Origin of the sequence: Hansschlegelia sp. KR7-227, assembly GCF_049446035.1 — a bacterium.
GTDB lineage: Bacteria > Pseudomonadota > Alphaproteobacteria > Rhizobiales > Methylopilaceae > Methylopila.
Map to the genome: position 1 here is coordinate 1,725,911 of NZ_JBMSEA010000001.1, position 13,442 is coordinate 1,739,352.

14 protein-coding genes are annotated in these 13,442 nt (G+C 68.5%); 8 read left to right on the top strand and 6 right to left on the bottom strand.

Annotated elements, in window-relative coordinates; genetic code table 11:
• Positions 1–61 precede the first annotated feature (61 nt).
• A complete protein-coding gene (gene folE, locus ACO2RJ_RS08055; RefSeq protein WP_423267474.1) occupies positions 62–715 on the bottom strand; it encodes a GTP cyclohydrolase I FolE in 654 nt (217 codons plus the stop codon).
• Positions 716–907: 192 nt separating this feature from the next.
• Here folE and ACO2RJ_RS08060 point away from each other — a divergent pair, with 192 nt between their 5' ends.
• From ACO2RJ_RS08060 to thrS, 3 genes are all read left to right on the top strand, one after another.
• Entirely contained in the window at positions 908–1,345 is a 438-nt protein-coding gene (locus tag ACO2RJ_RS08060; protein WP_423267476.1) for an iron-sulfur cluster assembly scaffold protein, read from the top strand.
• Between the two features lie 47 nt (positions 1,346–1,392).
• On the top strand, positions 1,393–1,683 hold the full coding sequence (yidD, locus tag ACO2RJ_RS08065; RefSeq protein WP_423268935.1) for a membrane protein insertion efficiency factor YidD: 291 nt from the start codon (positions 1,393–1,395) through the stop codon (positions 1,681–1,683).
• A 75-nt stretch (positions 1,684–1,758) separates the two neighbouring features.
• Positions 1,759–3,738: a threonine--tRNA ligase gene (gene thrS, locus ACO2RJ_RS08070; protein WP_423267477.1), complete on the top strand. Its 1,980-nt coding sequence runs from the start codon at positions 1,759–1,761 to the stop codon at positions 3,736–3,738.
• Between the two features lie 52 nt (positions 3,739–3,790).
• Here thrS and ACO2RJ_RS08075 read toward each other — a convergent pair whose 3' ends face one another.
• Both ACO2RJ_RS08075 and ACO2RJ_RS08080 read right to left on the bottom strand, forming a co-directional pair.
• Entirely contained in the window at positions 3,791–4,222 is a 432-nt protein-coding gene (locus ACO2RJ_RS08075) for a CBS domain-containing protein (protein WP_423267479.1), read from the bottom strand.
• A gap of 97 nt (positions 4,223–4,319) precedes the next feature.
• A complete protein-coding gene (locus ACO2RJ_RS08080; RefSeq protein WP_423267480.1) occupies positions 4,320–5,147 on the bottom strand; it encodes a rhomboid family intramembrane serine protease in 828 nt (275 codons plus the stop codon).
• A gap of 211 nt (positions 5,148–5,358) precedes the next feature.
• On the opposite strand from ACO2RJ_RS08080, the gene ACO2RJ_RS08085 reads away from it, so the two are divergent.
• From ACO2RJ_RS08085 to ACO2RJ_RS08100, 4 genes are all read left to right on the top strand, one after another.
• Entirely contained in the window at positions 5,359–5,955 is a 597-nt protein-coding gene (locus tag ACO2RJ_RS08085; RefSeq protein ID WP_423267481.1) for a PAS domain-containing protein, read from the top strand.
• Positions 5,956–6,061: 106 nt separating this feature from the next.
• On the top strand, positions 6,062–6,658 hold the full coding sequence (locus ACO2RJ_RS08090) for a PilZ domain-containing protein (RefSeq protein ID WP_423267482.1): 597 nt from the start codon (positions 6,062–6,064) through the stop codon (positions 6,656–6,658).
• 658 nt (positions 6,659–7,316) lie between these two features.
• Positions 7,317–7,952 carry a transglutaminase-like cysteine peptidase gene (locus tag ACO2RJ_RS08095; protein ID WP_423267483.1) on the top strand — a complete coding sequence of 212 codons (636 nt, stop codon included), beginning with the start codon at positions 7,317–7,319 and terminating at the stop codon, positions 7,950–7,952.
• 511 nt (positions 7,953–8,463) lie between these two features.
• Positions 8,464–10,107, top strand: coding sequence for a hypothetical protein (locus ACO2RJ_RS08100; protein ID WP_423267484.1), 1,644 nt, complete (start codon positions 8,464–8,466; stop codon positions 10,105–10,107).
• A gap of 4 nt (positions 10,108–10,111) precedes the next feature.
• Here ACO2RJ_RS08100 and ACO2RJ_RS08105 read toward each other — a convergent pair whose 3' ends face one another.
• Entirely contained in the window at positions 10,112–10,642 is a 531-nt protein-coding gene (locus ACO2RJ_RS08105) for a gamma carbonic anhydrase family protein (protein WP_423267485.1), read from the bottom strand.
• A 334-nt stretch (positions 10,643–10,976) separates the two neighbouring features.
• On the opposite strand from ACO2RJ_RS08105, the gene ACO2RJ_RS08110 reads away from it, so the two are divergent.
• Positions 10,977–12,740, top strand: a complete 1,764-nt coding sequence (locus ACO2RJ_RS08110; protein ID WP_423267486.1) for an alkaline phosphatase D family protein — start codon at positions 10,977–10,979, stop codon at positions 12,738–12,740.
• Between the two features lie 62 nt (positions 12,741–12,802).
• Here the strand turns inward: ACO2RJ_RS08110 and ACO2RJ_RS08115 are convergent, their stop codons facing one another.
• Both ACO2RJ_RS08115 and ACO2RJ_RS08120 read right to left on the bottom strand, forming a co-directional pair.
• Positions 12,803–13,102, bottom strand: a complete 300-nt coding sequence (locus ACO2RJ_RS08115; RefSeq protein ID WP_423267487.1) for a DUF6949 family protein — start codon at positions 13,100–13,102, stop codon at positions 12,803–12,805.
• Positions 13,103–13,160: 58 nt separating this feature from the next.
• On the bottom strand, positions 13,161–13,370 hold the full coding sequence (locus tag ACO2RJ_RS08120; protein ID WP_423267488.1) for a DUF3126 family protein: 210 nt from the start codon (positions 13,368–13,370) through the stop codon (positions 13,161–13,163).
• Positions 13,371–13,442 lie beyond the last annotated feature (72 nt).

Here is a 13,442-nt window from a genome sequence, read left to right on the forward strand (position 1 = left end):
GCCGGATTTCTCCGCGCCGCCTTCGAGAGGTCGACGTCGCGGCGCCGCCGCGCCGCCGCCGTCAGCGTTGGCCGGCGCGCGCCATCATCATGAAGCGCGCCTGCTCGGCCGGATCGTCCTGGAAAACTCCGGTGAAGCGCGACGTCACCGTGGTCACGCCGTCCTTGTGGATGCCGCGCATCGACATGCACATGTGTTCGCCTTCGAGCATCACGGCGACGCCGCGCGGCCTCAGATTGGCGTCGATCGCCTCGGCGATCTGCGAGGTCAGCGCCTCCTGCGTCTGCAGGCGCTTGCCGAAGGCGTCGATCACGCGCGCGATCTTCGAGAGCCCGACCACGCCCTTCGCGGGGTAGTAGGCGACATAGGCCTTGCCGAAGAACGGCACCATGTGGTGCTCGCAATGCGAATGGTAGGGAATGTCGCGCAGCACGACCATGTCGTCATAGCCCTGCACCTCCTCGAACACGCGCGCGAGGTGGTCGGCGGGGTTCTGGCCGTAGCCGCCGAACAGCTCGGCGTAGGCCCGCACCACGCGCCGCGGCGTGTCGACGAGGCCCTCGCGGGTCGGGTCGTCGCCGGCCCAGGCGATGAGCGTGCGCACGGCGGCCTCGGCCTCGTCGCGGGTCGGGCGATAGATGCTGGCCGGCCCGGCGCCCGGCTTCGGCGCCGGGATGGGAACCCGCGCCCTGGGGTGTTGTACGACGGCGTCCATAAGCTTCCTCTCGAGGGGCCTTGGGAAGCCCCATACGCGCGGCGACTGAACCCCGACCCCCTCCGCGAAACGAAGCTGAGCTTCGGGAGGGGAGATGGCGAGGCGCACCGCAGGGCATTATATAGTCACAGGCGGGTTTCGAACAATCGATCCCCTTGGATATGCGCGGCCTCTCTCGCGTCGGATGCCCCTATGCTCGACGACATTTACAATCGCAGAATTCTGGAGCTCGCCGCCGAGATTCCGCGGATCGGCCGCCTGTCTCAGCCGGACGCCTCCGCGACCGCCCATTCCAAGCTCTGCGGCTCGACCGTGACCGTCGACCTCGCGGTGGACGGCGACGTCGTCACGGACTTCGCCCATGAGGTGCGCGCCTGCGCGCTCGGCCAGGCGTCGTCCTCGATCATGGCGCGGACCGTCGTCGGCCGCACCGCCGAGGAGCTCCGCGCCGTCCGCGAGACGATGCGCCGCATGCTGAAGGAGAGCGGCCCGGCGCCCGAGGGCGACTGGTCCGACCTCGCCGTGCTCGAGCCGGTGCGCGACTACAAGGCGCGCCACGCCTCGACGCTGTTGACCTTCGACGCCGTGGTCGACGCGCTCGACCAGATCGCCGCGAAGCGGGCGGCGTGACGGGCGACGACATTCCGTCGCTCTCGGTCCGGGCGCCGGTCGCCTCGCTGCTGCGCCTTCCGATCCTCGCCTACCGCTATTCGCTCTCGATGCTGATCGGGCGGCGCTGCCGCTTTCTGCCGACCTGCTCGGAGTTCGCCGACGAGGCGCTCGCGCGCCACGGCGCATGGGCGGGCTCCTGGATGGCCGCCGGCCGGATCTGCCGCTGCCACCCCTGGGGCGGCGACGGGTTCGATCCCGTGCCGCGCGAATTGCCTTCGGGCGCCGGCTGGTCTAGGCCGTGGCGCTACGGCGGACGGGCGGCTTCGGCGCGCTGCGAGGCCGTGCCCGACCGCTGACGCGCCCACCGCGCGGACGCCAAAACCCAATCGCTTACCTGCATTCGTAGGCAGAGACTGAGCGGAGACACCGACATGCCCGTAGTGACGTTCCCCGACGGCGCCCAGAAATCCTACGACGCCGGAACGACCGGCGCCGACATCGCCGGCCAGATCTCCAAGTCCCTGCTGAAGCGCACCGTCGCCATGGCGCTCGACGGCGTCGTGGTCGACCTCGCCGATCCGATCGAGCGCGACGTCCGCATCGAGTTCCTCGACCGCGCCGACCCCCGCGCGCTCGAACTCATCCGCCACGATTGCGCGCATGTGCTCGCCGAAGCCGTGCAGACGCTGTGGCCGAAGACGCAGGTCACGATCGGCCCGGTTATCGAGAACGGCTTCTATTACGACTTCGCGCGCGACGAGCCGTTCTCGACGGACGACCTCGCGGCGATCGAAGCCGAGATGCGCAAGATCATCGCCCGCGACCGGCCCTTCACGAAGGAGATCTGGTCGCGCGATCGGGCGAAAGAATTCTTCAAGTCGAAGGGCGAGCTGTTCAAGGTGGAGCTGGTCGACGCGATCCCGGAGGATCAGTCGCTCAAGATGTACGCCCAGGGCGAATGGATGGACCTCTGCCGCGGGCCGCACATGACGTCGACGGGCAAGGTCGGCGAGGCCTTCAAGCTGATGAAGGTGGCCGGCGCCTATTGGCGCGGCGACTCCAACAACCCGATGCTCCAGCGCATCTACGGCACCGCCTTCCCGGACCGCGCCGCGCTCGACCTCTACCTCCACCAGCTCGAGGAGGCCGAGAAGCGCGACCACCGCCGGCTCGGCCGCGAGATGGACCTCTTCCACTTCCAGGAGGAAGGCCCGGGCGCCGTGTTCTGGCACCCGAAGGGCTGGACGCTGTTCCAGACGCTGATCGCCTACTCCAGGCGCAAGGTGAACAAGGTCGGCTTCGTCGAGGTCAACACCCCGCAGATCCTCGACCATTCGCTGTGGCAGACCTCCGGCCACTGGGACTGGTACCGCGAGAACATGTTCGTCACCGAGACCGAGGACGAGCGCGTCTTCGCGATCAAGCCGATGAACTGCCCCGGCCACGTCCAGATCTTCAAGCACGGGCTGCGCAGCTACCGCGAACTGCCGATCCGCATGGGCGAATTCGGCATCGTGCACCGCTACGAGCCGTCCGGCGCGCTGCACGGCATGATGCGCGTGCGCGCCTTCACGCAGGACGACGCGCACATCTTCTGCACCGACGAGCAGTTCATGGCCGAGACGCTCGCGCTGAACGAGCTGATCCTCGACATGTACGCCGATTTCGGCTTCGACAGGATCATGCTGAAGCTGTCGACCCGGCCCGAGAAGCGCGTCGGCTCCGACGCGCTGTGGGACCGCGCCGAGCAGGTGATGGGCGACGCGCTGCAGGAAATTTCGGCGCGCTACGGGAACCGCGTGACGACGGCGGTCAATCCCGGCGAAGGCGCGTTCTACGGCCCGAAGTTCGAGTATGTCCTGCGCGACGCCATCGGCCGCGACTGGCAGTGCGGGACGATCCAGGTCGACTTCAACCTGCCGGAGCGGTTCGGCGCGTTTTACATCGGCGCGGACGGGGAGAAGCATCACCCCGTCATGATCCATCGCGCGATCTTCGGCTCGCTCGAGCGTTTCACCGGCATCCTGATCGAGCACTTCGCCGGCCATTTCCCGCTCTGGCTCGCGCCGGTGCAGGCGGTGGTGACGACCATCACCTCCGAGGCCGACGATTACGCCGGCGAGGTCGCGGCCGAGCTGCGGAAGGCCGGCCTGAGGGTCGAGGTCGATCTGCGCAACGAGAAGATCAACTACAAGGTCCGCGAGCATTCGCTGGCGAAGGTTCCGGCGCTCGTCGTGGTCGGCAAGAAGGAGGCGGAGACGCGCGGCGTCTCGATCCGCCGGCTCGGGAGCCAGGGCCAGACCGCGATGACGCTCGCCGAATGCGTCGCGACGCTCGCCGGCGAGGCGACGCCGCCGGACGTCCAGCGCGCGCAGGCGGGGGACGCCGCGGCGCTCGCCGCCGCGGAGTGAGTTCGCGCCGGGACGTCAGGCCCTGCCGACCGCGGGGCCGACGGCGTCGCCGTCAGGCCGTCGCGATGTAGTCGCGCATCGCGGAGGCCTCGGCCTCGATCGACTCCAGCCGGTGCTTGACCACGTCGCCGATCGAGATGATGCCGGCGAGCGCGACGCCGTCGACGACCGGGATGTGGCGGAACTTGCCGCGCGTCATGCGGTCCATCATCTCGTCGATCGTGTCCTCGAAATGGCACGTCACGACGTCGCGCGTCATGAAGTCGGAGACCGGACGTTCCAGCGCCGACGCGCCGTGGGCGGCCAGGGCGCGGACGACGTCGCGCTCGGTGACGATGCCGGCGATGCCGTTGCGGCCGTCGGACACGACGACGGCGCCGATCCTGAGCTCGGCGAGCGTCGCGACGACGTCGGCCACGGCGGCTCCGGGCGCGACGGTCGTGACCGATCGGCCCTTGGCGGCGAGAATCGTGGAAACTCTCATCGTCGTCCTCCTCTTCTCATGCGCCGTCTTGCGCGGCGTTTGGCGAGCGGCGACGCCGCCCTCGACGGGGGGCTTCGCGGGAGGCGACGTCGGATCCCTAGTTCATAGGCCGTCCCGCGGCCCCGGTTTCGCCATCATGCGGGCGATGCGGGTCGAGTGGCAAGGCTTCGTCCCCTGTCTCATCCCATTGGCTAAGAGGCCCGCGCGGCCGAGGCCGGACCGGATCGAGCAACGGAAACAGCGCGAGGCCGGCGAGGAAGCCCCCGATATGGGCCTCCCAGGCCACCGACGCGTCGCCGAGGCCCACCGCGACCGATCCGAGGCCGAACAGAAGGTTCGTGCCGAACCAGAAGATGAGGAAGATCAGGGCCTGCGGCCGGCGGAGCGAGGTCAGCAGGGGTTCGGCCGGCACCGAGAAGGCCTCCCTCCCGCGGCTCCGCAGAGCTCCGAGCGGGCCGCCGGTCTCGAACATGAAGCGCATCGCGGCCGCCATCTGCCCCGAGATGGCCGCCGACGCCCCGATCACCGGCGTCGGCTCTCCGAAATGGAGAGCGAGATGCGTTCCGGCCCCCGCTATGGCGGCGACCGCCGACAGCGCTAGGAACCGCCATGTCCCGAACCGCCAGGCGAGCGCGCTGCCGAAGGCCAGCATCGAGACCGAATTGACCGCGAGATGCGCGAAGCCGCCATGCAGGAACGCATAGGTCAGGAAGGTCCAGGCGTCCGCGCCGGCCCCGCCGAGAAAGTCGGAGGCGTAAGGCGAGGCGGGATCGTAGCGCGCGGGAATGAAGGCGAAGCGCAGCAGCACGTCGACGTAGGCCTCGTCGCCGATCAGCGCGGTGACGCCGTGGATCGCCGCGAACAGCGCGATCAGCAGCAGGACGACGCGCGGCGCGTTGAAGGCCGGTTCTCTCTTTGAGGTCAAATCGGGACCGATCGCTCGCTGGGGGCTCTGGCCGGGCGTGGGCCGCATCAGCCCACTGCTCGCCCGAAGTTCAGGCGATTGCAAGGCCGCGATCCGGCCCTCCGGCCCGCATGGCACGCCGCCTGCTCAACACTTGCTTAACCAGCTTTCGCGCCCGGCCTGCGTGCCAGAGCGGGACGGCTGCGCCGGCATGACGTTGAGGTCGTATGGAATGAAAGCTCCCGCCACCAAGGAGTTGTTTGGCTACTGGAACCGCATCCGCGGCGACCGGGCGGCGCCGGAGCGCTCCGACGTCGACCCCGGGGCCATCCGCGGCATCCTCGGCGACACCTTCATTCTGGAAGCCAATGTCGTCGCGGGCTTTCCATTTCGCCTCTCCGGCACGCGCGTCTGCGCCATCACCGGCCATGAGATGAAGGGCGAGGGCCTCCTCGACTATTGGACCGGCGCCGACCGGGCGACCGTGCTCGGCGCGCTGTCGACCGTGTCGGACGACGCCGCCGTCGCCGTCATCGGCGCGCAGGGCCTGACGGAGCTCGGACGCCGGGTCGACCTCGAACTCGCCCTGCTCCCGCTCCGCCACCGGGGGCGGACGCATGCGCGGCTGCTTGGATCGATCGCGCCGATCGAGACGCCCTACTGGCTCGGCTCCTGCCCGGTGACCCGGTTCGAGCTGACGTCGCTGCGCATGGTGTGGCCGAGCGGCCGACGGCGTCCGATGGAGACGGCGGACCCTCCGAAGCCGCACGCCCTTGCGAGCGTCGGCCGACGCATCGGCCGCTTTCTCGTCTTTGACGGCGGACGCTGATCCCCGCCCGGCGAGGCCCGTCGGAGTTACCGCGCGTTAACGTCGTTCATTTAGATTCGCGATCGCATCGGCTGAGGCCGCCCGCATCACCGCGAAAGTTGCTTCGATGTATTCGTTGAAGGTGCCCCTCTCCGACGAGCGCCGGCGCCACCAGCGCGTCAAAGTCGCTTTGCTCGGACGGTACATGCTCTCGTCGCGTCGCGAGTACCCCTGTCAGACACTTGACATGTCGCCGGGCGGCCTTGCGCTGATCGCGCCGGTGCCGGCCCAGCAGGGCGAGCGCGTCGTCGCCTATCTCGACCATATCGGCCGGGTCGAGGGCGTCATGGTCCGCCCGATCCCGAACGGCTTCGCCATGACGGTCGGCGCGACGATCCGCAAGCGCGACAAGCTCGCCGCCCAGCTGACCTGGCTCGCCAACCGCTCCATCCTGGGCCTGCCGGAGGACCGCCGCCACGAGCGCGTCGTGCCGCGCAACCCTCGTTCGATGCTGATCACCGAGGACGGCGAGCAGCACGAGTGCCGCATCATCGACGTCTCGCTGTCCGGCGCGGCGATCACGACCGCCCTGCAGCTGCCGATCGGCACGCCGGTCACGCTCGGCAAGACCTCCGCCCACGTGGTGCGCCACTTCGACAAGGGCATCGCGCTCGAGTTCACGCGCACGCACGACCTTGAGTCGCTGCACGAGCAGTTCGGCTGACGCAGCCGAACGCCCGGCGCATCGTCGCCGGGACCAGGCGGCCGTCGCGCGACGACGGCCCCCCGCCGACGGCCTATCACTGATAACGCCGCATCACTGGGTTCCGGGATGCCCGGAACGACGGTCGCGGTGAGAGCCGAAGAATCCCCGGCGACGTGATCCCGCTCTAAATCTCTTCCACGTCGGACAATGTGGGCTCACGGCCGCCCCCGTCCGCCGACACGCCTTCCCGCCCGAGGCGAGGCGCCCCTCCGGGGGTAGACGCGCGTGGCTTGGCGCGCCCCGCGCGGCGCCGATGGGTCGCGCGTAGCGGACCTACGCGCCCCTCGGCGGCGCGTCACACAATTCCCGCCGCATCGTCCCCAGCCAGACCCGCATCGAAAGAGCGTTCGACACGGTCTTTGCGCGCCATGGTTACTCCTTCGGAAATCGACCCCCCTGAAAACCGCCCGTCGTTAAGGTTTGGCGAACCAAGTCTTCCCGTGCCGCTCTTGAGGACTTTCTGCTTGGTAAACAAAACACCCCATTGATCTCTAAACAAATCATCTCCAATAGATTTCCAAATTACAAATCGAAGCACTAAAACTCGACATCTCGACTTAGACCGACATCAAAAGGAATGTGAGACTTTGCATCCCGGGACAGGACGGGGATGCAAATGCTTAAGATCATCAAGAAGACCTCGATTTACTTCTTGTTCGGACTGGTTGCCGGCGGATTCACCATTGCGCCGGCGAGCGCGGCGGCCAAGCTGATCGTCGCCAGCGCGACGCCGATGCAGGTCGAGGGCTCGGCCAAGGCGCCGATCGGCTGGGTCGACTTCTGCAAGACCCACGCGGACGATTGCGACGTGAAGCCGCTGAAGTCGGTCAAGGCGAAGATGACGCCCGCGCGCTTGGCGGAGCTCGACCGGATCAACCGCCAGGTCAACGCCGCGATCACGCCCGTCACCGACCAGGAGCTCTACGGCGTCGAGGAGAAGTGGACCTATCCCGTCGATAGGGGCGACTGCGAGGAATATGTGCTGCTGAAGCGCCGCCTGCTGATGGAGGCCGGCTGGCCCCGCCAGGCGCTGCTGATCTCGGTGGTGCGCGACCTCAAGGGCGACGGCCACGCCGTGCTCACCGTCGTCACCGACAAGGGCGACTACGCCCTCGACAACCAGATCGACGACCTGAAGCCCTGGTTCGAGACCGGCTACACCTTCATCAAGCGCCAGTCCCAGATCGACCCGAACCTGTGGGTCATGCTCGGCGACGGCATCGGCCCGGTGGGCGTCGCCACCGCCCCGTAAGGCGACATCGAGTTCCCGAGACGCAGGCGGTCGATCACGTCCCCACTCCCGCCCCGATCGACCGCATGCCAGAGGCCGGCTCCCCGCGAGGGGCCGGCCTCGCCCTTTTCTTCAGGCCTCCGCCAAGGATCCCGACGCGTCGTGAGATCTCGGCCCTAATCCGCGGGAATGACGGCGTCTCGAGAGACTCCGCATCAAGCGGCGTCGGCGCTAACCACGCCAGGCCCTGAGGGCTTCGGAAGACGTCAGCCAAGTATTCAATCGCTCACGATTTACGTCCTCAGCGTTTCGATTGACTTCGCCGCGCGCGGCGCCTTTATGCATGGGCGTCTATTCAGTCCAAAACGCGTAGGTCATGCCGATCAGGGGGCGACCCGGGATGGATACGCTTTCGATATCGATCCGACATTCAGCCCTTGTCGGTCTTATCGCCGTCGTCCTGTTCGGCCTGAGCGCCGGCCAAGGTCGCAGCGCGGGCAACCGCCCGACACATGACGATTTTCGCGATCAGTTGGACGAACGCCGCGAAGACCTGGCGGACAGGGAAAGGAACAACCAGATCTATGAACGCGACTTCTACGTCCCCTGGTACAAGAACGAACCGTCGGGCCTGAACGCGCCCGGCGCTGAAGGTTCAGCGTCCGCGAAAGCCGCCGCGCCGGCGGCGATAACGCCCAACGTCGTGCGGATCGACAACACGGGCTACGGCGTGGAGCGCGGCGAGCCGACGGCCGGCGGGCTTATGAAGCGGACCGTGTGGGTCGTCGTCCGACCGGCGATCGACGGGCGGCTGGTCCTCACCACCTTCGGCAGCTCCGTCGACACCGTGCTCGCGGTCTATACGGGCGAGACGTTGGCGACGCTGAAGCGCGTCGCGGTCAATGACGACATGCGGATGTCCGGCGCGTCGTCGACGGCGAGCCTGGTCGTGTTCGACGCGGTCAAGGACACGCCCTACCGCGTGCAGATCGGCTCCAAGGCCGGGGCGGAAGGCGACATCGTGCTGTCGCGCGCGCTGGTCTCCCCGGAGGGCGCCGTCGTGGCGCAGCTCCGCGAGGTTTCGGGACTCGAATTTCTCGGTTCCGACTATGTCTGCTCGCTCGGCTCGGGCGGCGCCTGCCCGCCCGCGAGCTTCCTCGTCGTCAACGCCGCTAAGGCGTCCGCGATCGTCACGCCCTCCGTGGTCCGCATCAGCGGCGCGCTGGACGCGCCTGCGCCGTTCCGGCTCGGCGCGGGCGTCGCGACCACCGCGACCTTTGCGTCGAAGCCCGGCTTCGACTCCTCCCGCCCACGTGCGGTTCTGGGCGAATTCCGGTTCGATGCGAAGACCGCGGCCGCGCCGCTTTCGACGACCGGCACGCCCGGAACGATCGAGATCGGCTTCTCCTCGACCCCCGTCGACGTCGCGATCTCCGCGGTCCCGAACGTCGCGACGGCGCCGCTCGGCAAGTTCGGCCTCAGCGTCTTCCACATCGTCAACAACGGACCGGCGAAGCTCACGGGCTGCCATTTCGCCGCGCAGTTTCGCGTGCGCGCGCGGTGGCGCGTTCTCGACGTCGACCGCAACCGTTCGGTCGGACCGTTCGATCCGTCGCTCGCGATCGAGCCGGGCCGGTCGGTCGATCTTGTCGTCGGCGCCGCACGCCAGGACACCCGCAACGCGGATTACGGACACGCCGGCGGACCGGTCACCTTCAACTGCACGGGCGCGCCGTCCGTCGAGCCCGATTTCGACCTGACCTCCATCCCTTATGGCGGTCTCGCGACCGTCGCCGCGATCGTGAACGGGGGAAAGCCTCTGGCCGTGCCTAAAGCCGGCGTCGTGATCAAGGTGACGGCGACCAACCACGCCGCCACGCGGCGGCTGACGGTCCGTCCGAACTATGTCGGGCCGTTCGGCGAGGCGCCGTTCCGGGTCGCGATCTGCCCGGCGGCGATGACGAACGCCGCCTGCCTGAAATCAACCGCGCAGACGCTGTCGTTCTCCGCGGTCAAGAGCCGGCCGGCGTCCTTCAAGATAGCCGTGCGCCCGCCGACCAAGGCGCTGAACGACGCCGCGCGGCGCCGGGTGGTCGACGCGGTCTTCGAGCAGGACGACCCGGATTTCGGCCCGCTGATCGTCGGCGCCGCATCCTCCGACGTCCGCATGAAATGACGGCTCAGTCGATCCGCTTCATGCCCTCGCGGAAGCGGCGGCCGTTCGCGACGTAGCGGCCGGCGCCGCCGAGCTGGCGGATCTCGAATTCCGGGCCCAGCGTCTTCACGGCCTTCGCGGGCGATCCCAGGATCATCGAGTAATCCGGGAACTCCTTGCCCTCGGTCACGAGCGCCCCGGCGCCGACCAGGCAGAACCGGCCGATCTTCGCGCCGTTCAGCACCGTGGCGCCCATGCCGATCAGGCTGCAGTCGCCGACGGTGCAGCCATGCACGATCGCGCCATGGCCGAGCGACACGTCCTGCCCGAGGACAAGCGGAAAGCCCGGATCGGTGTGGAGCACGCAGCCGTCCTGCACGTTGGAGCGCCGGCCGATCGTGATCGACTCGTTGTCTCCCCGCAGGACCGAGCCGAACCAGACGCTCGAATCCTCCTCGAGGATCACGTGTCCGACCACGACCGCCGACTCCGCGACGAAGAAGCGGCCGTTCGCCGGCGTCTGCGGGCTCACCCCGTCGAGCGAATAGAGCGCCAAATCGCATCCCCCGGTTTCGTCCGTCGGCACGGCGGGACGCGAGCGCCCGGCCGTCCGTTCGAACCTGCTTGCGCGCGGAAATTCCAAGCGCGCCTAGGCGTTCGTTCGTCTGTGGAGGGGCTTAAAGAGCCCCTGGCGCCTTGGCAAGCTCGCCAAACGGACGGACCGCAGCGCGCGTCCCGTCGGCGCCGGGCGGCCGTCCCCCGTCGTTGACGCTCCGCGTCACGCCGCCGTCATGGCGCCGTTGCCTGTGGGCCGTAACTGGAAGCGTTCCAGGGGAAGAGGACGGGCCATGTCGGGGAACTTCAAAGACGAAGGACGGCCTTCGGGGGCCATGATCTCGCGGCGGGCGGCGCTGCAGTTGACCGTCGCGGCGGGCGTGTCCGCGACGTCCGTCACGCTCGCCGTCACCGACCCCGCGCGAGCGGCCGAAGCCGGCGCGTTCCTGCACGGCGTCGCGAGCGGCGATCCGCAGCGCGACCGGGTGATCATCTGGACGCGCGTGACCAAGCCCAACGCCTCCACGGCCATTCCTGTGGAATGGGCGGTCGCCGAGGATGAGGGCATGAAGCGCGTGGTCAGGAGCGGCAAGGCGCTGGCGCGGCCCGCCCGCGACTTCACCGTGAAGATCGACGTCGACGGGCTGAAGCCCGGCGCGACCTACTACTACCGCTTCGAGGCCGTCGGCGGCGCCTCGCCGGTCGGCCGCACGCGCACGCTCCCCGAAGACGGCGTCCGCAAGCTGAAATTCGCGGTGCTGTCGTGCTCGAACTTCGAACTCGGCTACTTCAACGTCTACCGCGAAGCCGCAAAGCACGACGATCTCGACGCCGTGCTGCACCTTGGCGACTACATCTACGAATATGCGCCGGGGCCCGGCGGCTACACCTCGCCGGCGGCAGCGCTCGGGCTGGTCCCCAAGCCGCGCGACTCAAAGCTGCTCCCGAAGGATGAGATCGTCCTGCTCGATCAGTACCGGGCGCGCCACGCGCTCTACAAGACCGACTCCGATTTGCAGAAGATCCACCGCGAGAACGTCTTCATCAACATTTGGGACGACCACGAAGTCACCAACGACGCGTGGAAACACGGCGCGGAGAACCACCAGCCGGAGACGGAAGGAAGCTGGCGGGCGCGCAAGACAGCCGGCATCCGCGCCTTCTACGAATGGCTGCCGATCCGCGAGCCCGAAGATCGCGACATCGTCGACCCCGCGACGGGCGCCCCCGAGCACCTCTACCGCGTGTTCGATTTCGGCGCGCTCGCCCGCCTCGTCATGATCGACACGCGCCAGGCCGGCCGCAACCAGCAGCTCCCCGTCGACCGGATGGTCGCCGCCTATGCCGGCCAGCCGCCCGAAGGACCGTTCCCGGTCGACGTTAATCCGAACGGCTCGACGCGCACTTTGATGGGCAAGGCGCAGGAGGACTGGTTCGCGGCCAGGATCGCCGAGTCGACGCAGACCTGGCAGCTGATCGGCAACCAGGTGCTGATGTTCTATCAGAACGCCCCGGACCTCGCGGGATCGCGGGTGCTGAGCGCGGCGCAGAAGGCCGGGTTCAACGGCGTGATCGACCAGTTGTTCGGCGCGGGCTTCTCGGCCCAGCTCGGTCAGCTCGGCGCGGCCGGCCTGCCCTTCCCGCTCGCGGCCGACGCCTGGACCGGCTACCCCTCGGCGCGGATCGAGATGCTCAAGACGCTCGCGACGGCGAAGAACCCGGTGGTCCTCACGGGCGACTCCCACAACGCCTGGACCGCCCACCTCAACCTGCCGACGGCGAAGGGGCTGGAGCGGGTCGGCGTCGAGTTCGGCGGCTCCTCGGTCAGCTCGCCGGGCTTCGAGCAATATCTGTTGGGCGTCCCGCCGGAAGCCGTCTCGGGCGTGCTGGTGGACTCCAGCCGGAGGAAGTCGCCGAGCGACCGGCTGATCTACTCCGAGCAGAGCAAGCGCGGCTACATGCTCGTGCAGGTGACGCCGGCGGCGGTCACCGTCGACCACGTCTTCGTGTCGACGGTCTTCACCAAGGGCTACACGACCGAGGCCAAGCGCTTCCGCGTGCCGGTCAACGTCAAGCGCGCGACCACGCCGGTCGCGTGATCGTCCTTCCGGCGCGGCACCCCCGCGGCCCCGGTCGCGCCGCGGGGTCTCACGCGTCGCCGTCACATGAAAGCCGCGAGCGCGGCTGCGCCGATCACCAGGCTCCAGCCGCCGGAAACGACGGTGCCGACGAAGGCGATGGGCGTGGAGCGCGGACGGGCCGGACCGAACAGCAAAGCGCGCGCCAGGATGTAGGCCGCGCCGAGCGTCACCACAGGCACGGCCGCGACCGCCGTGATGCTGCGCTCGCGCAGCAGGCCGAAATGCGCGGGACGGCCGGTCACGGCCTCGAAGCCCGACGCCGCGGCGCCCGAGATCGAGAAGCCGAGCGCGACGGTCAGGGCGCCGGAGACGAGGGACATGGCGGCAACCTCCTGCTGACCGTCAGCAAGAGGCGGGCCGTCCCGGTCTGGCGCGCTATCACTCGAGATCGGTTTCCAGGATCGCCATCTGGAAGTTGTAGGAGAGGTCGTCGTCTTCGTCGTCCCGGAACAGGACGCCCACGAACTCCTCGCCGAGATAGACCTCCGCCGAATCGTCCTTGCGAGGGCGCGCGACCACCCGGATCGTCTGGTTCTGAAAGAGCTTGCGCATGTAGCTCTGCACGCGGTCGAGTTCGCGTTTTTCCAACGTCGGCTCCTCAGGCGAAGATGTGTGTGGTGCGGCAAGATAGGGCGCGCCGCTCGTGCGGCCCGTCCGCCC